Source organism: Halomonas halophila, assembly GCF_030406665.1.
GTDB classification, from domain to species: domain Bacteria; phylum Pseudomonadota; class Gammaproteobacteria; order Pseudomonadales; family Halomonadaceae; genus Halomonas; species Halomonas halophila.
In genome coordinates, this window is sequence record NZ_CP129121.1 from 922,331 (window position 1) to 945,600 (window position 23,270).

19 protein-coding genes are annotated in these 23,270 nt (G+C 70.0%); 18 read left to right on the forward strand and 1 reads right to left on the reverse strand.

Annotated features, from left to right (window positions below; genetic code table 11):
• Positions 1-44: 44 nt before the first annotated feature.
• Complete coding sequence (locus QWG60_RS04190; RefSeq protein ID WP_290130920.1) at positions 45-914, forward strand: hypothetical protein; 870 nt, start codon at positions 45-47, stop codon at positions 912-914.
• Here the strand turns inward: QWG60_RS04190 and QWG60_RS04195 are convergent.
• The gene (locus QWG60_RS04195) at positions 870-1,859 is read right to left on the reverse strand and encodes an IS481 family transposase (RefSeq protein WP_290130921.1); all 990 of its coding nucleotides are present in this window, start codon (positions 1,857-1,859) and stop codon (positions 870-872) included. The genes QWG60_RS04190 and QWG60_RS04195 overlap by 45 nt on opposite strands.
• A 121-nt stretch (positions 1,860-1,980) precedes the next feature.
• On the opposite strand from QWG60_RS04195, the gene QWG60_RS04200 reads away from it, so the two are divergent.
• The 17 genes from QWG60_RS04200 (at position 1,981) to QWG60_RS04280 (ending at position 23,270) form a co-directional block, all read left to right on the forward strand.
• Entirely contained in the window at positions 1,981-2,208 is a 228-nt protein-coding gene (locus tag QWG60_RS04200; RefSeq protein WP_152662859.1) for a hypothetical protein, read from the forward strand.
• Between the two features lie 752 nt (positions 2,209-2,960).
• Positions 2,961-3,479 (forward strand): type VI secretion system contractile sheath small subunit, encoded by a 519-nt coding sequence (tssB, locus tag QWG60_RS04205; RefSeq protein ID WP_035594079.1) that lies wholly within the window; start codon positions 2,961-2,963, stop codon positions 3,477-3,479.
• 28 nt (positions 3,480-3,507) lie between these two features.
• Positions 3,508-4,992, forward strand: coding sequence for a type VI secretion system contractile sheath large subunit (gene tssC / locus QWG60_RS04210; protein WP_146910233.1), 1,485 nt, complete (start codon positions 3,508-3,510; stop codon positions 4,990-4,992).
• 4 nt (positions 4,993-4,996) lie between these two features.
• Complete coding sequence (gene tssE, locus QWG60_RS04215; RefSeq protein ID WP_035594083.1) at positions 4,997-5,431, forward strand: type VI secretion system baseplate subunit TssE; 435 nt, start codon at positions 4,997-4,999, stop codon at positions 5,429-5,431.
• A 7-nt stretch (positions 5,432-5,438) separates the two neighbouring features.
• Positions 5,439-7,202 carry a type VI secretion system baseplate subunit TssF gene (tssF, locus tag QWG60_RS04220; RefSeq protein WP_046079169.1) on the forward strand — a complete coding sequence of 588 codons (1,764 nt, stop codon included), beginning with the start codon at positions 5,439-5,441 and terminating at the stop codon, positions 7,200-7,202.
• Positions 7,166-8,185 (forward strand): type VI secretion system baseplate subunit TssG, encoded by a 1,020-nt coding sequence (gene tssG / locus QWG60_RS04225; RefSeq protein WP_146910235.1) that lies wholly within the window; start codon positions 7,166-7,168, stop codon positions 8,183-8,185. The genes tssF and tssG overlap by 37 nt, the downstream gene beginning before the upstream one ends.
• A 4-nt stretch (positions 8,186-8,189) precedes the next feature.
• The gene (tagH, locus tag QWG60_RS04230; RefSeq protein ID WP_146910237.1) at positions 8,190-9,512 is read left to right on the forward strand and encodes a type VI secretion system-associated FHA domain protein TagH; all 1,323 of its coding nucleotides are present in this window, start codon (positions 8,190-8,192) and stop codon (positions 9,510-9,512) included.
• Entirely contained in the window at positions 9,509-10,063 is a 555-nt protein-coding gene (gene tssJ, locus QWG60_RS04235) for a type VI secretion system lipoprotein TssJ (protein WP_046079167.1), read from the forward strand. The genes tagH and tssJ overlap by 4 nt, the downstream gene beginning before the upstream one ends.
• The gene (gene tssK / locus QWG60_RS04240) at positions 10,063-11,397 is read left to right on the forward strand and encodes a type VI secretion system baseplate subunit TssK (RefSeq protein ID WP_046079166.1); all 1,335 of its coding nucleotides are present in this window, start codon (positions 10,063-10,065) and stop codon (positions 11,395-11,397) included. The genes tssJ and tssK overlap by 1 nt, the downstream gene beginning before the upstream one ends.
• Before the next feature lie 3 nt (positions 11,398-11,400).
• Complete coding sequence (gene icmH, locus QWG60_RS04245) at positions 11,401-12,213, forward strand: type IVB secretion system protein IcmH/DotU (protein WP_146910239.1); 813 nt, start codon at positions 11,401-11,403, stop codon at positions 12,211-12,213.
• Positions 12,214-12,263: 50 nt separating this feature from the next.
• Positions 12,264-14,927: a type VI secretion system ATPase TssH gene (tssH, locus tag QWG60_RS04250; RefSeq protein WP_146910242.1), complete on the forward strand. Its 2,664-nt coding sequence runs from the start codon at positions 12,264-12,266 to the stop codon at positions 14,925-14,927.
• Between the two features lies 1 nt (position 14,928).
• Positions 14,929-16,518 (forward strand): sigma-54 interaction domain-containing protein, encoded by a 1,590-nt coding sequence (locus tag QWG60_RS04255; protein ID WP_246124761.1) that lies wholly within the window; start codon positions 14,929-14,931, stop codon positions 16,516-16,518.
• Positions 16,515-17,207, forward strand: a complete 693-nt coding sequence (gene vasI / locus QWG60_RS04260; protein WP_082090890.1) for a type VI secretion system-associated protein VasI — start codon at positions 16,515-16,517, stop codon at positions 17,205-17,207. Before QWG60_RS04255 ends, vasI begins: the two co-directional genes overlap by 4 nt.
• Positions 17,208-17,219: 12 nt before the next feature.
• Complete coding sequence (gene tssA / locus QWG60_RS04265; protein ID WP_146910244.1) at positions 17,220-18,656, forward strand: type VI secretion system protein TssA; 1,437 nt, start codon at positions 17,220-17,222, stop codon at positions 18,654-18,656.
• Between the two features lie 46 nt (positions 18,657-18,702).
• Positions 18,703-22,356, forward strand: a complete 3,654-nt coding sequence (gene tssM, locus QWG60_RS04270) for a type VI secretion system membrane subunit TssM (RefSeq protein ID WP_146910246.1) — start codon at positions 18,703-18,705, stop codon at positions 22,354-22,356.
• Positions 22,340-22,954, forward strand: coding sequence for a GNAT family N-acetyltransferase (locus QWG60_RS04275; RefSeq protein WP_146910249.1), 615 nt, complete (start codon positions 22,340-22,342; stop codon positions 22,952-22,954). Before tssM ends, QWG60_RS04275 begins: the two co-directional genes overlap by 17 nt.
• Positions 22,955-22,982: 28 nt before the next feature.
• Positions 22,983-23,270 (forward strand): type VI secretion system PAAR protein, encoded by a 288-nt coding sequence (locus QWG60_RS04280; protein WP_046079160.1) that lies wholly within the window; start codon positions 22,983-22,985, stop codon positions 23,268-23,270.

The window sequence follows — 23,270 nt, forward strand, 5'->3', positions numbered from 1 at the left end:
GTTTCGAGACGGTAGCCAAGGGCTTCGCGGGAGCCAGCGCGGCCTTGGCCGCCGAGACCGGCCTCAGCGTCGATCAGAACGGCGTCTCTATCGTCGGCCTCGATCGCGCCACGCAGGCCGGGACGGCCGCCTCCTTCAAGGCCTTCGCCGGCGTCGGCATCACGGTGCAGTGCAGCGTGGCGCTGCGCTGGAAGCCGCCGCAGGACATTCTTCAGCGCCTGCCCAAGTACGCCGCCCTGGACGAGCTGGGCATGCTCCGCGAGCCGCTCGACGACTGGGGCGAGCTATCCAAGGCGACCCTGGCCGCCGAGGCCCTGGCTGGCATCGGCGCCGAGGCGGACTTCCAGATCGGTCTGATCGACGGCAAGTTCGTGCTCACCCTCAAGGCTCGGCTGGTGCTCAAGGGCGGCATCGGCGGCAAGTTCAGCGTCGAACTCGATCCCGACCGGTTGGACCCCTGGATGGGCATGCTGCACCAGGCGCTGGTGGATAACGACTACGAGGTCGTCGACTGGATCACGCCCGCCGCCTTCGACGGCTTCAGCAAGCTGTTCTTCATGCAGACGATGCTGATGGTGGACGTCGGCATGCTGGCGCTGCGAGGCATCGACTTCGTCAACGATCTGTATGCCGACTTCACCCGCTCGGATCGGGCCGGCCCGATTGCCTATGCCATCGTCGACACGGCCTCTAACCCAGAGAGAGAAAGTCAGCTGAAGGCCTGGGTGCAGCAGTTACCACCGGAAGCCTTGGGGCCCCTGCTGCATGTTCTAAGGGCTTCCCCGGGCTTCTTCGGCTATGACGTTGACGACCAAAGCTACGATCGTGGTCAAGCTATCGACCTGCAGCAAATTGCCATCGCCCAATGCCTAGATGTCGGGTCCCGTGTGATTGACTACCCGCTTGGTGAATAACTCCGGCCGCTTGGCCTGCCATTCCTTCATCGCTGCAATCGGTGATTGATGATGCAGCGCCTTCTGAGGGATGTGGTGATTGTACAGCCAAGCGTAGCGTTTGAGCGTCTGCTCCAGATCCTCGCCTGAGGTATAGCGCCGGGTCGCCAGCACGTCACTGATGCGGCCGTTGAACCGCTCCACCATACCGTTCGTCTGTGGCCTTCCCGGCTTGATCAGGCGATGTTCGATATCATGGGCCTGGCACTCCTGGTCGAAGGGGTGGCGGCCGCTGGGCTTGCGCTCACCTGCCCGTGTGAAGCGATCGGTGAACGACTTGCCGTTGTCAGTGAGTACCGTCTGGATCGTGAAGGGAGCTTTCTCCTCGACGCACCTCATGAACGCCTTGGCATCCTTGGCAGACTGGCTTCGCCTGATCTCCAGATAGACCCAGCGTGTGGCACGGTCGATGGCGACGTACAGGTAGCGCTTCTGCTCCTCATCAGGCATCTGAGGCAGGTGCTTGATGTCGATATGCACGTACCCGGGCTCGTAGTCCTTGAAGGGCTTGTGCCGGGGCTTCCCATCATCGCCAGCGTCCTGCCGAGCCAGTTCTGCCAGTGTCGGCACCTCGCGCCGCTGGAGCATGCGGTGTAGGCCTGAGCGGGACAGTCGAGGGTTCAGGAACTCACGTGCCACGACGAGCAGATCATCCAGACCGAGGCGCAGGAATTCACGAGCGGCGATCAGCACCTCCTCCTGCTCAGACGAGAGGGTGGCGAGTAGGTTGTGACGCGTGTGCGGTCGGTCATGGACATCGTTGCGGTACCGCCAGCGGCGGATGGTCGCGTGGGAGACACCATACTGGCGGGCCAGCTCGCTATCCGTGATGCTGGACGGTGCCGCCTGGATTTCAGCACGGATCTTCGGTGTCGTGGTGGCCTGCTTATGCAGCTTGATGTCCATGAACCTGCTCCCGAATGAATTGCTTTAGAAGCTCTCTGGCTGCCAGCAGAGGATAACTCCTATAGCTCATTTGATCATCCGGGACCCTACATCTAGAGTGCGGCGGCCATGGTTCACAGCTTTGCTGATCTTTCCATGGCTGGCACGCTCTCTGTCGGCCTTCGCCCTTGAGCCCGAGGCTCAGGCCGCCAAAGATGAGGGCACGCGTCTCTACAATATCCATCAATCGACGGCGGCCTTGCCCTATCTCGAGCAGGCCGCTGCTGTCAGCAATCTGTCATCCATATACCACCTGAGCAAAGCGGTTAGTCCCTTTCCACGCGGCCTGCCTTATGACGCGATGGACTGATCTCTCCAGGCCGTCGAGCATGATTATCCCTATGCCATGCTCTGCCTGTTCCAGGGGGGAGGCGCCTGCTTGGTCGGCAACGAATGCCCGGAGCTCTGGGGTGAGAAGCTCCTGATTGAACCGCAGGCCTTGGCCGACTCTGCGAGCCGTCGCACGTCCGACAGGTCGCATTGGCGTCCTGGCAGTACCTGAGCCCGGCCTTTCCCGCCTTTCCTGCCAGCGGCGCGACCTCTCGCCAGTCCATATGAAGTCACTCGCGGAGGCTCGATTGGGCCTCGCTACCCCGCCAGTGCGATGCCATCGGGGACCTTCCGTCGTCAGTCTCTATTCATGAAACTGATTCTCATTTTTTTGTCGATGTCCTACGGCTTCGACGGGCTATGTGCGTAATCGCATTGACCTAATGTAAGACATCTCTTACATGGCTGTAGGTCAAATCTGTCCTAATTTTGATTGTTGGTTTTTTGTCGAAAGATGGCGAATTTTAATGGATTTTTGGCGCAAAAATGCCGCTGAAACACTTTGAAACACGATGTGTCGCCACATGGCGTCACGCTGCAGAGCTGTGCCGTCGGGTGTTAGCGTCACGCACTTCCAAAAGGCGGTAGCCGGTTCATCAAGGCCGCTCGCCGAAATGAAATTTGCCCGCCACATCCCCGTTCATGCGATTCACATCGCCTGGAGGTGGAGGTGGAGGTGGTTCGTTGCGGTTCTAACACGTTCGAGTCGTCATTCGCAGGGAGAGGTTCGCCATGTCCAAGGAAGGCTCCGTTGCGCCGAAAGAGCGCATCAACATCAAGTACGTTCCCGCCACCGGGGATCAGCAGGCCGAGACCGAGCTGCCCCAGAAGCTGCTGGTGGTCGGCGACTTCAAGGGCGGCGCCGAGGAAACGCCCATCGAGGAGCGTGATGCCGTCTCGGTGGACAAGAACAACTTCCAGTCCGTGATGCGCGAGGCCGGCCTTGGGCTGCAGACCAGCGTGCCGAATCGCCTGGAAGAGGGCGCCGAGGAAGACGGCCGTGAGCTGGGCGTCGAGCTCGAGTTCAACTCGCTGCAGGACTTCTCGCCGGACAGCGTGGCGCGTCAGGTGCCCGAGCTGCGCAAGCTGGTCGAGCTGCGTGAGGCGCTGGTGGCGCTCAAGGGACCGCTGGGCAACGTGCCGGCCTTCCGCGAGCGCTTGCAGGCGCTGATCGAGAACCCGGAAGCCCGGGACCAGCTGTTGAGCGAGCTCCAGCTGCTCGACGACGAAGCCCCCTCGAAAGATTCCTGATTCCCCGCACGGAGGCGAGGTACGCACCATGACCGAATCGACCCAGACCCAGGCCCAGACTCAGTCCGCCGAGAGCACCGAAGACGTCTCCCTGCTCGACCAGGTGATGGCCCAGACCCGCATGGCGCCGGCCGACGAAGGCTACGACGTGGCCAAGCAGGGCGTGGCCGCTTTCATCGGCGAGCTGCTCAAGAGCGACGATGACCAGCAGGTCAACAAGTCGGTCGTCGATCGCATGATCGTCGAGCTGGACCGCAAGATCGGCCACCAGGTGGACGAGATCCTGCACGATCAGCAGTTCCAGCACCTGGAGTCGGCCTGGCGTGGCCTCAAGCTGCTGGTCGATCGCACCGACTTCCGCGAGAACATCAAGCTCAACGTGCTGCACGCCACCAAGGAAGAGCTGCTCGACGACTTCGAGTTCGCCCCGGAGATCAGCCAGAGCGGGCTCTACCAGCACGTCTACGCGGCCGAATACGGCCAGTTCGGCGGCGAGCCGGTGGCGGCGATGATCGGTCACTACGACTTCACGCCCTCCACGCCGGACATCAAGCTGCTGCAGTACACCGCCTCGGTGGGTGCCATGTCCCACGCGCCCTTCCTGTCCTCGGTGGCGCCGAGCTTCTTCGGCATCGACAGCTTCGAGGAGCTGCCCAACATCAAGGACTTCAAGGCGATCTTCGAGGGGCCCAAGTACGCCCGCTGGCGCAGCCTGCGCGAATCCGAGGACTCGCGCTACCTGGGCCTCACCGCGCCGCGCTTCCTGCTGCGCACGCCCTACGACCCGGTGGAGAACCCGGTCAAGTCGTTCCACTACGAGGAGTCGGTCAGCGAGAGCCACGACCACTACCTGTGGGGCAACACCGCCTATCTGCTCGCCGAGCGCCTGAACGACAGCTTCGCCAAGTACCGCTGGGCACCGAACATCATCGGCCCGCAGAGCGGCGGCGCGGTGGAGAACCTGCCGGTGCACACCTTCGAGGCCATGGGCCAGGTGCAGAGCAAGATTCCCACCGAGGTGCTGATCACCGACCGGCGCGAGTTCGAGATGGCCGAGGAAGGCTTCATCTCGCTGACCATGCGCAAGGGCAGCGACAACGCCGCCTTCTTCTCCGCCAACTCGGTGCAGAAGCCCAAGACTTTCCCCAACACCCCGGAAGGGCGCGAGGCCGAGACCAACTACAAGCTCGGCACCCAGCTGCCCTACGTGTTCATCGTCAATCGCCTGGCCCACTACATCAAGGTGCTGCAGCGCGAGCAGATCGGCTCCTGGAAGGAGCGCCAGGATCTCGAGCGCGAGCTCAACACCTGGATCCGCCAGTACGTCGCCGACCAGGAGAACCCGCCGGCCGACGTGCGCAGCCGCCGTCCGCTGCGCGCCGCCTCGGTGCAGGTCTCCGACGTCGAGGGCGATCCGGGCTGGTATCAGGTGTCGCTGGCGGTGCGTCCGCACTTCAAGTACATGGGTGCCAACTTCGAGCTGTCGCTGGTGGGACGCCTCGACAAGGACTGACGTCATGACCGCCTTCAGGGATCGAAGCGGACCTCTCGGCGCCCGACTGTTCGAGCGCCTGTCGACCCCGGCACGTCCCGTGCCGGAGGGCGACGCGGCGGTCGAGGCCACCCTGGCCTCGATCAAGCGCCATCTGGTCGACCTGCTCAACAGCCATCCGGGGCACAGTGAATGTGCCCCGGACCTGGGCCTGCTCGATTTCAACGACGCCACGCTCGGCGTGCTCGACCTCGAACTCAAGGTCGAGCGCGCCATCCGCGAGTGCATCGAGCGCTACGAGCCGCGCGTCCGCCGCGTCCAGGTCGAGACCCTGCCCAACGAGGGCAATCCGCTGCAGCTGCGCTTCCAGGTCCTGGCCATCCTCGATCTGGGGCGCGACACGACCCAGACCACCATCGACCTGCTGCTCAACGACAAGCGCTACCAGTGCCTGAACTGAGGCCGACATGCTGAACCGCTACTACCGGGACGAACTGGACTTCCTGAAGCGCCAGGGACGGGAATTCGCCGAAGGCAATCCCGGCCTCAGCCGCTTCCTGTCCGAGCAGAGCACCGACCCCGACGTCGAACGCCTGCTCGAGGGCTTCGCCTTCCTGTCCGGTCGGCTGCGCGAGAAGGTCGACGACGAGTTTCCCGAGCTGACCCACTCGCTGATCGGCATGCTGTGGCCCAACTACCTGCGCCCGGTGCCGAGCATGACGATGGTGCAGTTCACCCCGCACTGGCACGGCCTGAGCGCCGCCCAGCCGGTGCCCCGCGGTACCAGCCTGTCCAGCCGCGAGGTCGAGGGCACCGCTTGCGGCTTTCGCACCTGCCACGAGCTGACGCTCTATCCGCTGGCCCACGACGGCGTCGCGGCGCGTCACTCCCGCGAGGCCTCGGTGGTCGAGCTGGACCTGGCGGTGCACAGCGACCAGCCGCTCGACGCCCTGGGCGTGGGTGACCTGCGCCTGCACCTCGGCGGCAGCGGCTACACGGCGCGCACCCTCTACCTGTGGCTGAGCCACTACCTGGCCGGCATCGAGCTCGAGGTCGACGGCCAGCCGATGGCGCTGCCCACGCGGCTGATGGCGCCGGTGGGCTTCGCCGCCGAGGATGCCCTGCTGCCGTACCCACGCAACGTCTATCAGGGCTACCGCATCCTGCAGGAATATCTGTGCTTCCCCGAGGCCTTCCAGTTCTTCGACCTGCAGCGGCTCGGCGACTTCCTGCCGTCGCGCCCGGCCCAGCGCCTCAGGCTGCGCTTCACCTTCTCGCGCACCCTGCCGGCGGATGCCCGGGTCGGCGACGAGAGCCTGGCGCTGTACTGCACGCCGGCGATCAACCTGTTCGAGCATGACGCCGATCCGGTCGATCTCGGCGGCGAGCACAGCGCCTACCGCATCCGCCCCAGCAGCCGCTTTCCCGCCCATTACGAGGTGTTCAGCGTCGATGCGGTGGACGGCTGGCTCGAGAGCGAGACCGGCCGCATCCGCGGCGAGCCGCGCCGCTACGTGCCGTTCGAGAGCTTCGAGCATCAGATCGAGCGCGATCGCGGCCGCGAGGCCCGCTACTACCGGGTGCGGGTGCGCGACAGCCTGCGCGGCGACGGCTTTGATCACGACATTTCCTTCGTGCGCGGCGACGAGCAGGCTTGCCTGGGGCTGCGCGAGACCATCTCGCTGAGCCTCACCTGCAGCAACCGCGAGCTGCCCGAGCGGCTGACTGTGGGCGACGTCTGCGTGCCCACCGAGGACAGCCCGGCCTTCGCCGAGTTTCGCAACATCACCCGGCCGACCCCGGCCATGCGGCCGACCCTGGACGGCAGCCTGCTGTGGACGCTGATCTCCAACCTGTCGCTGAACTACCTGTCGCTGCTCGACCGCGACGCCCTGTGTTCGGTGCTTCGCGTCTACGACTTCCGCGCCCTGGTCGACCGCCAGGCCGAGCGCATCGCCCAGAAGCGCCTGGCCGGCATCGTCGACATCCAGACCCAGCCGGTGGACCGGCTGCATCGCGGCCTGCCGGTGCGCGGGCTGCGCTCCGAGATGACCCTGGACCAGGAGGCCTTCGGCGACGAGGGTAGCCTGTTCCTGTTCGCCAGCGTGCTGGCCCGGTTCTTCTCGCTGTACGCCAGCATCAACTCGTTCCACGAGCTGCACGTCATCAACCTTCATAACCGCGAGCGCTACGCATGGACCTTGCAGCCGGGCCAGCAGCCCCTGATGTAGCGCTCGCTCCCCTGGTCGACGGGGCCCGGCGCTACGACTTCTATCAGCTGGTGGAGCTGCTCCACCGGCATCACGGCGACGACCTCGAGGGCGACCGCGAAGCCGACCCGGCCGGCGAGCGCGTGCGCTTCCAGGCCTCGGCCTCGCTGGGCTTCCCGGGCAGCGACATCCTCTCGCTGACGCCGCGCCCGGCCGGCCACTACGACATGCGCGTCAGCTTCCTGGGGCTGCAGGGCGCCCAGTCGCCGCTGCCGGGCTACTACCTCGAGGCGATGGCCCACGCCGAGGCGCATCGCGAGGGCGCGGCCGGCGACTTCCTGAATCTGTTCAACCACCGGGTGCTGTCGCTGCTGCATCGCGGCTGGCGCAAGTATCGCCACCACGTGCGCTACCAGGACGGCGCGGCGGACGGCTTCTCGGCGGCGATCTTCGCCCTGGTCGGCCTGGCCGACGACCGTCTGCGCGGCGAGACGCCGATCAACTGGAGCAAGATGCTGGCCTACGCCGGCCTGCTGGCCGGTCGCTCGCGCTCGCCGGACGTGGTGGCGGGCATCGTCGGCCACTGCTTCGACCTCGACGGCGTCGAGGTCGAGAGCTGGGTGCATCGGCGGGTCGAGATTCCGCCCGACCAGCGCACCCGCACCGGCCTGGGGGCCTCGACCCTGGGCCAGGACATGATCGCCGGCAGCCGGGTCGACGATATCAGCGGCAAGTTCGCGCTGTGCCTGCACGGGCTCGACCTGGAACGTTTCCGCGACTTCCTGCCCGACGGCCGCGATCACCAGGCGCTGCGCACCCTGATGGAGTTCGTGCTGCGCGAGCCCCTGGCCTACGACCTGGAGCTCGAGCTCCTGGAAAGCGAAGTCAGACCCATGCGCCTGGGGGAGGGGGGCAGCTGCCAGCTGGGCTGGACCACCTTCGTGCAGCCCGAGGCCCACGCCACGGCCCGGCGCCGTCGGGTAAGCATTCAGATGACACGGTGAACCCATGAACGCGACGCTCTCCCAGCAGCAGGCCATCACCCTGGTGGTCACCAACAGCGAACGGCTCGAGGGCCGTTCCACCAGCAGTCATGTCTTCCCGGCGGCCGGCGGCACCCTGGGCAGCGCGACGGTCGACGACTGGCTGCTGCAGGACCACGCCGGCCGGGTGCGGCCCGGCCACGCCGAGATCCAGCGCCTGGACGGGCGCTTCTGCCTGATCGACCGCAGCGGCCAGACCTTCGTCAACCACGCCACCCTGCCGATCGGCCGCGAACGCCGGGTGGCGCTGCGCGACGGCGACGAGCTGCAGGTGGGCGAGTACCACCTGCGCGTGCACCTGGGCGACCGTCAGGCCGACGCCGCCGGCGTGCAGCCGCTGGCGACCCTGGTCGACGAGGAACACGAGACCCTCGAGGCCACCGAGATCCTGCCCGCCGAGGCCGCCGCGCCGCGGGCCCAGCACGATCCGCTCGAGGCGCTGGGCGAGGCCTCTCCCGCCCGGCGGCACCAGGACCCCATGGCCGCGCTGGCCGACGACCCCATGGTCGGCGCGGACGATCATCACCAACTGCTCGATGCCCTGGACGGGCAGGGCGGCGCGTCCGGCATGACGGCCGCGCCGAGTAACCGACGCTACGAGGAACCCGACATGGACGAACGGCTGTTGAACGATCTGGAACGCTCGGTCGGCGAGCAGCTCGAGGATCGCTGGCAGGAACCGGCGGCGGGGGAGGTCGGCCACGTCGGCGCCTCGCCGCTGCTGCAGACCCTCGGCGGCGAGCTGCGCTTCCGCGACAGCGCCGAGCAGCACGCCTTCCTCGAGGAGGCCGGGCGCACGCTCAAGGCCACGGTGGATGGCCTGCTGGCGCTGCACCAGGTCCATGACGGCAGCCGCTATCCGCTGCGCGACCGGCGCCTGCAGCCGATCGAGGACAACCCGCTGCGCCTCGGCCAGTCCTACGAGCAGACCCTGACCACCCTGTTCGCCGCCCAGCGCAGCCCCGTGCACCTCTCCGCACCGGCGGCGGTGGCCGAGTGCCTCGAGCACCAGCAGCAGCACCAGGCGGCGGTGGAAGAGGCCATCGGCACCGCGCTGCGCTCGATCCTCGACGCCTTCTCGCCGGATGCGCTGCTGCGCCGCTTCCAGGCCTACCGCGGCGCCGGTCGCCAGGGCGAGGACGAGGACGGCTGGGCCTGGGAGATGTATCGCCACTACTACCAGGAGCTCAACTCCGGTCGCCAGCAGGGCTTCGAGAAGCTGTTCTGGGAGGTCTTCGAGCAGGCCTACGACCAGTCGGTGCGCCGCCAGCAGCGGGAGGGGGCATGATCCCCCGCCCGGCCGGGATCGCGCCGCTGGCGCGGGGCCTGGCGCTGGCCGGTGCGCTGGCGATGCTGGCCGGCTGTGCCTCGACCTTCGAGGCCGCCGGCAAGACCTACGAGGTGATCAAGGATCCCTCGATCCCGGTCGGCTATCCGGAGGATCGCCCGTCGCGGGTCGACCTGAGCATGCTGGCGGCCGACGACATGAACCCCAATGTCGAGGGCGAGGGCACGCCGCTGCGCTTCCAGATCCTGCAGCTCAAGGACGACTCGATGCTGATGTCGGCGGACCATCGCCAGCTGCAGGAGGACCTCGAGGAGGCGCTCGGCACCAACTACCTGGCGCATGACGACTTCACCCTGCTGCCCGGCCAGTTCAAGTTCTACGAGCCGTTCGAGGTCGAGGAAGACACCCGCTACATCGGCATCATCGCCTTCTACGCCGACCCCAACCAGGCGCAGTGGAAGAAGGTCGTGAAGATCGACGCCCAGGGGCGCGACTACCACCTGCTGGTGCAACTGATGGAGCGCGAGGCCGCGCTGAGGAAGGAGACCTGATGGCCAGTCGCAATCCCGTGGTCTGGAGCGAGGGGCTGTTCATCAAGCCCCAGCATTTCCAGCAGCAGCAGCGCAGCCTCCAGGGGCTGGTCGATACCCGCCTGCGCGGCGTCGGCGGCTACCTGCATGGCTTCCTGACCCTCGAGCTCAACGCCGAGTACCTGAGCTTCGGGCGCATCGCCCTGAGCCGGGCCAGCGGCGTGATGCCGGACGGCACGCCCTTCCACCTGCCCGACGACGACCTGGAGCCGCCGGCGCTGGAGATCGACGACGCCTCGGTGGCCAACCAGGTGGTCTACCTGGGCGTGCCGCTGGCCACCGACGGCGTGGCCGAGGTGAGCTGGGAGGCCTCGTCGCTGGCCTCGCGCTATCGCGCCGAGCCGCGCGGCGTGCGCGACCTGCACTCGCGGGTCGGTGACATCGCCGACCTGGACCTGGCGCGGGTGGCGCCGCGGCTGCTGCTCGAGCAGGAAGACCGCAGCGCCTACGCCTGCCTGGCGGTGGCGCGCATCCTCGAGCGGCGCCCCGACGGCAGCTTGGTGCTCGACGAGAACTTCCTGCCGACCCTGCTCAACGTCCAGGCCGCGCCGGTGCTGCAGCGCTTCGTCGGCGAGATGGCCGGGCTGATGCGCGAGCGAGCGCGCAACCTGGCCCAGCGCCTGTCGACGCCGAACCAGTCCGGCGTCGCCGACGTCGCCGACTTCATGCTGCTGCAGTCGCTCAACCGCGCCCAGCCGCGCTTCCAGCACCTGGCCCGGCTCGGCCATCTGCATCCCGAGCGGCTCTACGCCGACATGCACGAGACCTGCTGCGAGCTGACCACCTTCACCGCCGAGTCGCGGCTGCCGCCGGAGTTTCCGGCCTACGACCACGACCGCCCGGAGGCCGCCTTCCGGCCGCTGATGCAGAGCCTGCGCCAGTCGCTGTCCACGGTACTCGAGCCGCGCGCCATGGCCATCCAGCTGCAGTCGCGCCGCTACGGGCTCAAGGTCGCCACCGTGGCCGACCGCAGCCTGCTCGAGGACGCCGACTTCATCCTCGCGGTGCGCGCGGATCTGCCGCCGGAGCGCTTGCGCAAGCTGTTCGTGCAGCAGACCAAGGTGGCCAGCGTCGAGCGCATCCGCGACCTCATCAGCCTGCAGCTGCCGGGCATTCCGCTCGAGCCGCTGCCGGTGGCGCCGCGCCAGCTGCCTTTCCATGCCGGCTACACCTACTTCCGCCTCGACCGTCAGAGCGAGGCCTGGAGCATGCTCAACGGGGCCAGCGGCTTCGCCTTCCACGTCGCCGGCGACTTCCCGGGGCTGGAAATGCAGTTCTGGGCGATCAGGAGCTAAGCCATGAACGATCTCGCTACCCGCGACGACGCGCGTCGCCACGAAGACAGCATCGACGTCCAGGGCCTCGAGCGGCTGATCCACAGCCATGCCAACCACCTGGACGCCGACGAGGACTACTGGTTCCGGCTGCGCGGCCACAGCCTCAACCCGCTGGTGGACGCCGCCAGCTCGCTGCTGGGCATGGTGGTGCGGGTTCGCCAGCTCGACCGGCTCGACGACATCGACCAGCTCTATCGCCAGGTGGTCGACGAGATCGCCGCCATCGAGGTCGAGCTCACCGAGCAGGGCTACGACCGGCCGACGCTGCTGGCCTATCGCTACGTGCTGTGCTCGTTCATCGACGAGGCGGTGATGAGCACCGGCTGGGGCCAGCAGAGCCAGTGGGCCGGCCACTCGCTGCTGGCGCGCTTCCACAACGAGACCTGGGGCGGCGAGAAGGTCTTCTCGATCCTCTCGCGGCTGCGCCAGGAGCCGCGCCGCTATCGCGACCTGCTGGCCTTCATCTACCTGTGCCTGTGCCTGGGTTTCGAGGGCCGCTACAAGGTCATGCCCCACGGCCGCGAGGAATACGAGCAGATCCTGCGCGAGCTGGGCGACCAGCTGGTGGCCCTCGACGAGCCCGGCGAGGACAGCCTGACCCGCCCGCTGGACAACGTGCTCGCCGCGGCGCGCCGCCAGGGCGACGGCCTGCCGCTGTGGGGCATCTTCGCGCTCTTCGCCCTGGCCATGGCGCTGGTCTACGTCGGCTTCTCGTGGACGCTGGGCGAGCAGGCCGACCAGGTCGGGCTGCTGCTGGAACGCATCATCGACTAGCCGCCGGGCGGCTCGAACCACCGCTTGCTTACGACATCGAGGGAGACACCATGCTCAGGGTAGAGCTACCGGCACTGATCGGCCGACTCAACGCCATCGCCCGCCAGGCACTGGAAGGGGCCGCGACGCTGTGCGCCGAGCAGCAGGCGCCGGAAGTGGGCGTGTCCCACCTGCTGCTGGCCGGCCTCGACCAGCCGCTGTGCGACCTGCGGGTGCTGCTCGAGGCCGAGGACATCGAGCCCGAGGCGCTGCGCCGTGCGCTCACCGAGGACGCGCGTCCTCCGCGCGACCTGGAGGTGGCCACGCCGAGCTTCTCGCCGCTGCTGGTCGAGCTGCTGCAGGACGCCTGGCTCCTGGCCAGCACCGAGTTCGGGCACCGCGAGCTGCGCACCGGGGTGATCTTCACCGCCCTGCTGCATCACGCCGGGCGCTATCTCGGCCCCCGCGGCGAGCGCCTGCTGGCCGGCATCAACCGCGAACGGCTGCGGCGCGACTTCGCCCGCCTGACCCGCGAGTCCGCCGAGGCCGCCAGTGCCGCCGAGGACGAGAGCGAGCGGCCGGCCCCGGCCCGAAGCGCAAGCGGCGACGACAGTGCGCTGGCGCGCTTCGCCACCTCGCTCACCGAGCAGGCGCGCCGCGGCGAGCTCGACCCGGTGCTGTGCCGCGACCCCGAGATCGACCAGATGCTCGACATCCTCGGTCGCCGGCGCAAGAACAACCCGATCGTGGTGGGCGAGGCCGGCGTCGGCAAGAGCGCCGTGGTCGAGGGCCTGGCGGCGCGTATCGTCGAGGGCCGCGTGCCCGCGGCGCTTTCCGGCGTGGAACTGATGTCGCTCGACCTCGGCGCGCTGCAGGCCGGGGCCTCGGTCAAGGGCGAGTTCGAGAAGCGCCTCAAGGCGGTGATCGAGGAGGTCAAGGACGCGGCCGTGCCGACGCTGCTGTTCATCGACGAGGCCCACACCCTCATCGGCGCCGGCAACGCCGAGGGCGGCGCCGACGCCGCCAACCTGCTCAAGCCGGCGCTGGCCCGCGGCGAGCTGCGCACCATCGCCGCCACCACCTGGCGCGAGTACAAGAAGCACATCGAGAAGGACCCGGCGCTGTCGCGGCGCTTCCAGCCGGTGGCCCTGGGCGAGCCGGACGTGGAGCAGGCGCTGATGATCCTGCGCGGCCTGCGCGACGTCTACGAGTCGACCCACGGCGTGCTGATCGGCGACAGCGGCCTGCGCGCCGCCGCCGAGCTCTCGGCCCGCTACCTGGCCGGCCGCCAGCTGCCGGACAAGGCCATCGACGTGCTCGACACCGCCGGCACTCGGCTGGCCCAGGCCCTGGACACGCCGCCGCGACGCCTCAGCCACCTGATGAGCGAGCAGCTGGCTGCCCGGCGCGAGCACGACCAGCTCGAGCGCGAGGCGCTGCTCGGCCGTCATCCCGACACCGCCCATCGCGACGCCCTGGCCGAGCGGCTGGCGCGGCTGGACGAGGAGCGTGAGACCCTGGAGGCCGCCTGGCGCGAACAGCGCGAGTGCGTCGACGCCATCCTGACCCTGCATCGCGAGCTGCTCGACGGCTCGGAAGACGACGCCAGCGATGGAGAGAGTCACGAGACGGAAGGCGAGAACGAGAGCGCCGACCAGGCACGCGCTCGCCGCACCGCCGCGCTGGCCGAGCACGAGGCCCGCCTCGAGGCGCTGCAGCGCGAGTTCTCGCTGGTCAATCCCAGCGTCGAGGAGGCCCAGATCGCCCAGGTGATCGGCGACTGGACCGGGGTGCCGGTGGAGCGCATGACCCGCGACGAGCTGGCGCGCCTCACCGAGCTGCCCGAGGAGCTGGGTCGGCTGATCAAGGGCCAGGACCTGGCCGTCGAGCGCCTTCACCGCCACCTGCTCACCGCCCGCGCCGACCTGCGTCGCCCCGGGCGTCCGCTGGGCGCCTTCCTGCTGGTCGGCCCCAGCGGCGTGGGCAAGACCGAGACCGTGGTGCAGATCGCCGAGAGCCTCTACGGCGGCCGCCAGTTCCTGACCACCATCAACATGTCCGAGTATCAGGAGAAGCACACCGTCTCGCGGCTGATCGGTTCGCCGCCCGGCTACGTGGGCTTCGGCGAGGGCGGCCTGTTGACCGAGGCGATCCGCCAGCGGCCCTACTCGGTGGTGCTGCTCGACGAGGTCGAGAAGGCCCACCCGGACGTGCTCAACCTGTTCTATCAGGCCTTCGACAAGGGCGAGCTGGCCGACGGGGAAGGGCGCGCCATCGACTGCCGCAACGTGCTGTTCTTCATGACCTCGAACCTCGGCTATGACGCCATCGTGCGCCACGCCGACGACCGCGCGGCGATGGACGAAGCGCTCTACCCGGTGCTGGCCGACTTCTTCAAGCCGGCGCTGCTGGCGCGCATGGAGGTGGTGCCTTACCTGCCGCTGTCGCGGGATATCCTCCACGACATCGTCGGCGCCAAGCTCGAGACCCTGGCCGGGCGCATCCGCGACCGCCATCGCCAGGCCGAGGTGGAGCTGGCACCGGCGCTGGCCGAGGCCATCTGCGAGCGCGCCACGCGCAGCGAGAACGGCGCGCGGATGCTCGAGTCCGTGATCGACGGCGAGCTGTTGCCGCCGGTGTCCCGGGCGCTGCTCGAGCGCATGGCGCGTCGCGAGCCGGTGAGCCGCGTCGCGCTGGGCGTGGACGAGCACGGCTTCACCGCGGAGGTCGGCTGAGGTGAGCGATCACGGCGTGCTCGATGCGGCACCTGCCGAGGCCCCGGCGCTGGCCGGCATGGCCGAGGCGCTGCGGCTGGTCGAGGGCCACTCGCCCGACGAGCTGCGCCGGCGCGGGCTCGCGCTGCTGCGCGAGCGGCTGGGGCTGGCCTGGGCACGCTGCCTGTTCCTCGACGCCAGCGGCCGCTGGCTGGGCGAGGACGGCGACGACGCCTGGCTGGCCTGCGACGACTTTCGCCATCCCTATGCCCATGCCATCCGCCGCGGCGAGGCGATGGAGCTGGGGCTCGGCGAGGCGCGGCTGCGGCTCGATCATCCCGCCTTCCAGGCGGCCACCGAGGGGCTGCCGGCGGCCTGGCGGCTGTCGGTGCGCCCGCTTCGCGCGCGGGACGGCAAGCGCGAGTGGCTCGGCGTGCTGGCCCTGGCGGGCCCCGCCGAGCGCCTCGCGCCGTTGGCCGAGTGTGACGACTTCCTGGCCTTCGAGGCGCTGCTGTGTCGCCTGTGGGCCTGGCTGGCTCGCCAGCGCGACGAGCGCCGCCACCAGGCGCGCCTGCGCGACTCGCTGGCCGAGGCCAACGACGGCGCCCGGCGCCGCACCCTCAGCGAGCGCCTGGCCCAGCGGATTCTCGGCGACTCGCCGGCCATCGGCGCGCTGCGCGACCAGCTGGTGCGTGCCGCCGAGACCCATCTGGCGGTGCTGCTGCAGGGCGAGACCGGCACCGGCAAGGAGCTGGTGGCGCGCGGCGTGCACGAGGTCTCGGCGCGCAGCGACGGGCCCTTCATGGCGATCAACTGCGCGGCGATCCCCGAGAGCCTGCTCGAGGCCGAGCTGTTCGGCCACGTGAAGGGCGCTTTCTCGGGCGCCGAGCGCAGCCGCGAAGGGCTGTTCGGCCAGGCCGACGGCGGCACCCTGTTCCTCGACGAGATCGGCGACATGCCGCTGGCGCTGCAGGCCAAGCTGCTGCGCGTGCTCGAATCGGGGCGCTATCGCCCGCTCGGTGGCGACGACGAGCGGAAGGTCGATCTGCGCCTGGTAGCGGCGACGCACCAGCCGCTGCATCGGCGCATCCGCGAGGGTGCCTTCCGCGCCGACCTCTACTACCGCCTCGGCCAGTTCCCGCTCACGCTGCCGGCGCTGCGCGAGCGCCGCGAGGACATTCCGGCCCTGGCCCGGGCCTTCGTCGACGACTTCTGCCGGCGCGAGGGCCGCGAGGACATCGGCCTGGGGCGCGCGGTGCTGCGTGCCCTCGAGGCGCGCGACTTCCCCGGCAACGTGCGCGAGCTCAGGAACCTGATCGACTACGCCTGCGCCATGACCCGCGACGGCGAGGACATCGCCCCCGAGGCGTTGCCCGACGAGGCGCCCTCGGCGCCGGTCGACGACGCGGCCACCGACGCCACCCCGGCGCCGGCAGCCGAGCAGGACGACGTCTTCGACCTGCGCCGGGCGCTGCGCGACTACGAGGCGACGCTGATCCGCCAGCGCCTGGCGCGCTTCGACGGCAACCGCACCCTGGCCGCCGAGAGCCTGGGCCTGCCCAAGCGGACCTTGGCGCATAAGTGCCGACAGCTGCAACTGGATAGCCCATGAACGTGAACGATCGATTTCCCGCTCGGCCCGCTTGGTGGCACCGGCTGGCCGGTCTGGCCCTGCTGCTGGCCGCCGGACTGGCGCCTGCCGCGGGCCAGGCCCGGAGCGATGTCGAGGACAGCGCCCCGGCGTCGCGCCTGCAGGCCGCCGAGGCCTGCGCCGAACGGCCCTCGCGGCTGGGCCGGCTCGAGTGCTACGACGACCTGTTCCGCGACCGCCCCGCGGCGGTGGCGGACGCCTCGCGCTCGCCGCTGTGGCGCGCCGTGGCCGCCCAGGAGGCGGAGCGCGACGCCGATGACGTCGGCGTGATGACCCGTGAGACCGCCGACACCGTGCTGATGAGCGCCCCGGCGCTGGGCACGGTGCCGCCGCGCCCGCTGCTGGTGATCAGCTGCGACGACGCCATCACCCGCTTCCAGCTGCACCTCCACGAGCCGCTCGAGGGCTCGCGGGCGTCGCTCAGGCTGGAAGGCGAGGGCGTCGCCCTCGACCAGACCTGGCGGGTGCTCGACGGCGGCCACGTGATCAGTGGCGGGCGCGGGCTGCCGGCCATCGGCACCCTGAAGCGCCTGCTGGGCGGCGAAGACCTGCGGCTGTCGAGCGACACGGCGGTCATCGACGGGCTGCGCTTCGATCTCGATGGCTGGCGCACGGCGATCGCGCCGCTGCGCGCCATGTGCCGCTGGTAAGGGGGAAACGACATGCGCATTACCCAGCCCCATCAGCTCGAACCGCTGCTCGCGCCCCTCGCCGAGGGCGTCGGCGAGCCGGTGGCCGATCACGAGGACTTCGACTGGCTCGACGAGCAGATGATGAAGGTCGGTTCGCTGCAGCACGGCGAGGTCGACTGGAGCGGCGCCGAGACCCGCGCCGCGCGGCTGCTGTCCGAGACCGGCAAGGACCTCAAGGTGCTCGGCCACCTGCTGCACTGCCTGCAGCACGATGGCGATCCGGCGCGCTTCGCGCTGTCGCTGGAGCTGCTGGCCGGTGCGCTGGACGCCTGGTGGGAGGCCGCCTATCCCTTCGCCGGCCCGCGCGGCAAGCGGGCCCGGCCCAAGCTGTTCCAGCAGTTCACCCAGCGCGCGCTATCGCTGGCCGGCGGCCTGGAGTTTCTCGGCGCCGCCGAGGATCACGCCGCCTGCCGTGCGGCGCTGGACCGGCTGCGCGAGCGGGCCGCCGGCCATGAGCTGCCGGACGAGGCGCTGGCGGATCTCTCGCGGCTGCTCGATCAGGCCACGCCCAGCGCCGAGGCGCCGTCGGCGTCCGGCGCCTCGGCGGCGCCCGCGGGCGGTGGCGAACCGAGCCGCGCGGCGGCGCCGGCCACCGAGGCCGAGCCCGCCGCGCCGAAGGCCCCGGAGGCGCGGCTCGAATCCGGCAACGATCGCGGCAACCGCCAGGCGCTGCTCAAGATGGCCGACTTCCTCAACGAGCAGTCGCCGGGCGAGGCGCTCGGCTATCGGCTGCGCCGCCACGCGGTGTGGCACGCCATCCAGGGCCTGCCGATGACCCGCGACGGCCAGCGCACCGAGCTGGCGCCGGTCTCCGCCGACCGGGTTGCCGAGTACCGCGAGGCCGCCGCGGGCCGGCCGACGCCGGAGGACTGGCGGCGCATCGAGAACAGCCTGGCGCTCAGCCCCTACTGGCTCGAGGGACATCGTCTGAGCGCGGAGGTGGCGCGGCGGCTCGAGCAGCCGCGCTGCGCCGAGGCGATCCGCGACGAGACGGCGCGCTTCGTCGACCGCCTGCCAGGCATCGAGGCGCTGACCTTCAGCGACGGCTCCGCCTTCCTCGACGGCGAGACGCAGACCTGGCTGACGGACGTGGCCGGCCCCGGGGCGCCGGCGGCCATGGGCGGGGGCGATCCCTGGCAGGCCGGCCTCGAGACGGCCCGCGAGCGGCTCGCCGAGGAGGGGCTGGCGCCGGCGCTCGCGGTGCTAGACGAGGGCCTCGCGGCGGCGGCGTCGCCCCGCGAGGGCGTCTACTGGCGCCTGGCCAGCGCCGACCTGCTGAGGGAGGCCGGCCTCGCCGCGCTGGCCCGGCAGCACTATCAGGCATTGCAGGACTCCGTGGCGAACCTCGCGCTGGAAGGCTGGGAGCCGGCGCTGCCGGCCCGCCTGGCGGCGGCACTCGAGGCATGACACACGGCGATCCGACGGAATCGACAGGGACGAGGGAGCAAGGCTCATGTGGAAACAACTGAAGGCCGGGCTGAGCCGCTGGATGCCGGGCATGTCCCGGGCCGACAGCCAGCTCAACCAGGCGCAAGGACACGCCAACAAGGCCAAGGGCCTGAAGCGGCTCGGTGCCTGGCTGTGGGCGCTGCTGGTGGTCGCGCTGCTGGTGGCGATCTGGTGGCTGGGGCCGCAGTGGGAGGTGTTCGACAGTCGCCCGCTGGGCCCCTGGCTCAATCGCCTGCTGGCCAGCCTGGCGCTGCTGGGCCTGGTGGCGGTGGTGTGGGGCATCCGTCTGGCGCGGCGCCTGCGCGCCCTGGACGAGGAGCGCCGCCACGAGTCGCAGCGTCAGCAGGACCCGGTGCTCGGCCAGGTCGAGCGTCAGGAGGAGAGCCTGGACGCTACCCTGCATGAGCTCACCGACAGCCTCGGCGGCGGCGCCAACGCCCGCTACAAGCTGCCCTGGTACCTGGTGATGGGCGTCGAGAACGCCGGCAAGACCAGCCTGATCAACCGCTCGGGGCAGAACTTCGCCCTGACCCACGTGATGAAGGCGTCCGGCCAGGGCAAGCGCGGCCGGCTGGGCTTCGACTGGTGGATCGGCGACAAGGCGGTGCTGATCGACCCGGACGGCGAACTGCTGACCCAGGGCGCGCTGCAGGGCGGCGAGCCGGCCGAGCTCGAGAGCCGGCTGTGGGATCACTTCGTCGACTGGCTGGAGCGTCATCGCTCGCGGCGTCCGCTGGACGGCGTGGTGCTGGTGCTCGACCTGGCGCGGCTCAGCGACGCCGAGGTGGCGGTGCGCAAGGCCTACGCCTCGCTGCTGCGTGCCCGGTTGCGCGAGCTGATGGAGCGCCACGGCAGCCGCCTGCCGGTCTACGTCACCTTCAGCAAGATGGATCTGCTGCACGGCTTCGACGACTTCTTCCGTCACTACTCCCGGGCCGCCCGTCGCGCCCCGCTCGGCTTCACCTTCTCCGCCGCGTCCCTCGACAAGCCGGGCCGTTGGGAAGAAGAGTTCGCCGAAGCCTATGACGGCATGCTCGAGCGGCTGAACCAGACGCTGCCGACCCTGCTGGCCGAATGCCGCGATCGCGACGAGCGCGAGGCGGTGTTCCGCTTCGTGCGCCAGCTGGCCGGCCTGCGCGACGTGCTGCTCGGCTTCATCGGCGAGGCGCTGTCCAGCGACCGCTTCTCCACCGCGGCCATGGTGCGCGGCGCCTATTTCACCTCGGTCTATCAGCAGGGCGTGCCGGAGGATCCCTTCGTCGACGCCGCCGCGCGGCGCTACGGCATGAGCGACGGCGTGCAGCCGGCCCACCGGGCCACCAGCTCGGCGCTGTTCTTCACCGAGGAGCTGTTCGACCGTATCATCTATCCGGAGTCGGGGCTCGCCGGCGACAACGCCCGGGCGGCGCGGCGCCGCCATCGCATTCGCCGTGCCAGCGCGCTGGCCTGCCTGTTCGGCGGGGCGGCCCTGGTCGGTGGCTGGTACCACTTCTATGACAAGAACGCCCAGGCGCTGGCCGCGGTGGAGGACAAGGCCGAGGCCTTCCTCGCCGTGCGCCCGAGCCACTGGCAGAGCGACGATCCCACCGGCCGGGCGCTGCTCGAGCCGCTGGATCGCCTGCTCGGTGCCACCCAGGAGTTCGGCGACTACCGCTCGCGGCCCTGGCTGCTGGCCGACATGGGCCTCTACCAGGGGCACGCGCTGGGCGTGGAGGTCGACAACGCCTACCTGCGCCTGCTCGAGCAGCAGTTCCTGCCGGCGCTGATGATCGGCATCATGGACGACATGAACCGCGCGCCGGACGGCAGTAACGACAAGCTGGCGCTGCTGCGCATCCTGCGCATGATGTCCGACGCCAGCGGCCGCCAGTCCCAGCGCGTGCACGACTTCATGGCCGACCGCTGGCAGGCGGCCTTCCCCGGCCAGGGCGACGTCCAACGCCGCCTGCTGGCGCACCTCGACTACGCCCTGGCCTACACCGACCTGGCGGGCCACGCCGAGGCCGGCATGCCCGGCGCCCGCGACGCCATGGCGCCGCTCGAGGGCAGCATCGAGGCGGCCCAGCAGGAGCTCGCCCGCCAGCCCATGGCCGAGCGCGTGTACGCCTCGCTCAAGGCCGGCATCTCCCAGGGCAGCGCCGCGCCGCTGGACCTGCGCTCGAGCGTCGGTTCGGCCTTCAGCCTGGTGTTCATGGCCCGCAACGACGAGGCCGAGCGGGTGCGCATCCCCGGCCTGCTGACCCGCAACGGCTTCGAGGGCTACTTCCTCGAGCGGCTGGATCAGGCCACCGAGCTGGCGCTGATCGATACCTGGGTGCTCGGCCAGCGCGACGACATCGACTTCAGCGAGGCCGACCGCCGGCGCCTGCAGGAGGCGCTGCGCGAGCGCTACGCCAGCGACTATCACGTCACCTGGCGCGAGGCCCTGGCCGATATCCGCCTGGTGCCGCTGCCCGACCTTCACCAGGCGGTGGTGGTGGCCGACGGCCTGCTCGGCGCCAGCCGTCCGCTGGATCGCCTGCTGGGCGAGGTGTCGCAGCAGACCCGCCTCTATCCGGAGCTGCCGGCGGACGACGAGGCCGCCCGCCAGGCCCTGCAGCAGTCGCCGCGCTATCGTCTGGCCAGCGAGATCGCGCGCCACTTCGCCGAACTCAACGCGCTCACCGAGTCGCGCGGTGACAACCCCTCCAACCTCGACGAGATCAAGGACGCCGTCGGCGAGCTGCGCGACTATCTGCGTCAGGTCGACGAGGCCGGCGACCGCGGCCAGCAGGCCTTCCTGCTGGCCCGTGACCGCCTCTCGCTGCAGGGTGGCGATCCGATCGCGGCGCTGCAGCGCATCGCCGAGGACACCCCGGCGCCGGTGGGCGGCATGCTCGAGAGCCTGGCCGACCAGAGCTGGCAGCTGCTGATGGAAAGCGCGATTCGCCACCTGGAGAGCCAGTGGATGGACGAGGTCGTGGTGCCCTTCCAGCAGCGCCTGGCCGGTCGCTACCCGCTGGCACCCCAGGCGTCCCGCGAGGTGTCGCTGGCCGACTTCGAGGAGTTCTTCGCCCCGGACGGCACCCTGGATGCCTTCTACCAGCAGAACCTCAAGCCGTTCATCGAGGGCGCGCCGGAGGCCCTGCGCAACGCCGAGGGCGACTCGCTGCTGCGCCAGGGCGTGCTCGACGCCGTGCAGCGCGCCGAGCGCATCCGCGAGGCCTACCTTAACCGCGACGGCGTGCTCGACGTGCCCTTCAGCCTGGAGCCGCTGAGCCTCAGCGCCGACAAGCGCCGCGGCGTGATCAGCGTCGACGGCCAGCTGATCGACTACGCCCACGGCGCCAGCCGCCGGGTGCCGATGATCTGGCCCAACGGCCTGCGCGACAGCAACGAGAGCCGCGTCACCCTGGTGCCGAGCCAGGTCAATCGCTCGCCGCGCACGCTGCGCCGCGACGGCCCCTGGGCCTGGTTCCGCCTGCTCGACGAGGCCCAGCTGACCGGCGCCGGCGAGCGCGAGCTGGAGCTCAGCTTCCGGGTCGACGGCGGCAGCATGCGCTACCGCCTGGTCGCCGACGGGCCGCGCAATCCCTTCACCCGGTCGCTGGTGGCGGGCTTCCGCCTGCCCAGGGCGCTCTACGCCGACGGAGGGCAGGACGATGCTGACGACGCTTAAGCGCTGGCTGGGCGCGTCGCCGAACCGGCCCGCCGCGGCGCCCGCCGTCGATCCCGCGCCGCCTGAGGCGGCGCCAGGGCTGGTGGAGGCCACCGTGGAGGACATCCCGCTGCTGCTCGAGGCCGCACGGCGCGCCGAGGAGCAGGGGCTTTCCCCCTGGGTGCTGCGCGACGAGAGCCGCCTCGAGACCCTGCGTCGCTCGCTGGAGTTCGTGGTCCATCGCGGCCTCTGGCTGCAGCGTGAGGGCGACCGGGTGGCGCACTGGCAGGGCCGGCTGCTGGCGCTTCGCCACGGCGACGGCCCGCTGCTCGGCATGCTGCTGGTGTGTCGGCGCGACGACGAGTCGGCCTGGCAGCTGCGCTTCTTCTTCATCGCGCCGGAGTGGCAGGGCCGCGGCCACGGCGCCCGGCTGCTGCTGGCCGCCCGGCGCGAGCTGATGGGCACGCCGCTGCAGACCCGGCTGCCGTTGCAGGGCGCCGCCCCGGCCAGCCTGGTGGCGGCGGGATTCCGGCGCATGCACGTGGACGCCGGCGGCGTGGCCAGCTTCGAGGCCCCGGTAGAGTGGAACGATCAACGCGAACGCACGCGCGGCGCCTGAGCGGCGGCGCGCTTCGCAAGGAGGACGCATGGGACGCAAGTTCGTATTGCTGGGGGATCTCGGCACCGACCACGAGGGCTTTCCGCCCACGCCGGTGATCGCCGGCAGCCCGACGACGATGATCGACGGCAAGCCGGTGGCGCGCCTGGGCGATCCGCTGGAGCCCCACGACAAGCCCAATCACGGCCCCCACCCGCGCGCCATCGCCGCCGGCTCGGGCAGCATCCTGGTCGACGGCAAGCCGGTGGCGCTCACCGATCACGCCGTGGACTGCGGCGGCGTGGTGATCGGCACCGCCAGCGGGGAGGGCAGCTGA

Excerpts from the sequence above, each read along its gene's own strand:
- icmH (WP_146910239.1), top strand. The coding sequence starts at position 11,401 with ATGAACGATCTCGCTACCCGCGACGACGCGCGTCGCCACGAAGACAGC.
- vasI (WP_082090890.1), top strand. The coding sequence starts at position 16,515 with ATGAACGTGAACGATCGATTTCCCGCTCGGCCCGCTTGGTGGCACCGG.
- tssC (WP_146910233.1), top strand. The coding sequence starts at position 3,508 with ATGACCGAATCGACCCAGACCCAGGCCCAGACTCAGTCCGCCGAGAGC.
- tssE (WP_035594083.1), top strand. The coding sequence starts at position 4,997 with ATGACCGCCTTCAGGGATCGAAGCGGACCTCTCGGCGCCCGACTGTTC.
- tssM (WP_146910246.1), top strand. The coding sequence starts at position 18,703 with ATGTGGAAACAACTGAAGGCCGGGCTGAGCCGCTGGATGCCGGGCATG.
- QWG60_RS04195 (WP_290130921.1), bottom strand. The coding sequence starts at position 1,859 with ATGGACATCAAGCTGCATAAGCAGGCCACCACGACACCGAAGATCCGT.
- tagH (WP_146910237.1), top strand. The coding sequence starts at position 8,190 with ATGAACGCGACGCTCTCCCAGCAGCAGGCCATCACCCTGGTGGTCACC.
- tssA (WP_146910244.1), top strand. The coding sequence starts at position 17,220 with ATGCGCATTACCCAGCCCCATCAGCTCGAACCGCTGCTCGCGCCCCTC.
- QWG60_RS04280 (WP_046079160.1), top strand. The coding sequence starts at position 22,983 with ATGGGACGCAAGTTCGTATTGCTGGGGGATCTCGGCACCGACCACGAG.
- tssK (WP_046079166.1), top strand. The coding sequence starts at position 10,063 with ATGGCCAGTCGCAATCCCGTGGTCTGGAGCGAGGGGCTGTTCATCAAG.
- tssB (WP_035594079.1), top strand. The coding sequence starts at position 2,961 with ATGTCCAAGGAAGGCTCCGTTGCGCCGAAAGAGCGCATCAACATCAAG.
- tssF (WP_046079169.1), top strand. The coding sequence starts at position 5,439 with ATGCTGAACCGCTACTACCGGGACGAACTGGACTTCCTGAAGCGCCAG.
- tssJ (WP_046079167.1), top strand. The coding sequence starts at position 9,509 with ATGATCCCCCGCCCGGCCGGGATCGCGCCGCTGGCGCGGGGCCTGGCG.
- tssG (WP_146910235.1), top strand. The coding sequence starts at position 7,166 with ATGGACCTTGCAGCCGGGCCAGCAGCCCCTGATGTAGCGCTCGCTCCC.
- tssH (WP_146910242.1), top strand. The coding sequence starts at position 12,264 with ATGCTCAGGGTAGAGCTACCGGCACTGATCGGCCGACTCAACGCCATC.
- QWG60_RS04275 (WP_146910249.1), top strand. The coding sequence starts at position 22,340 with ATGCTGACGACGCTTAAGCGCTGGCTGGGCGCGTCGCCGAACCGGCCC.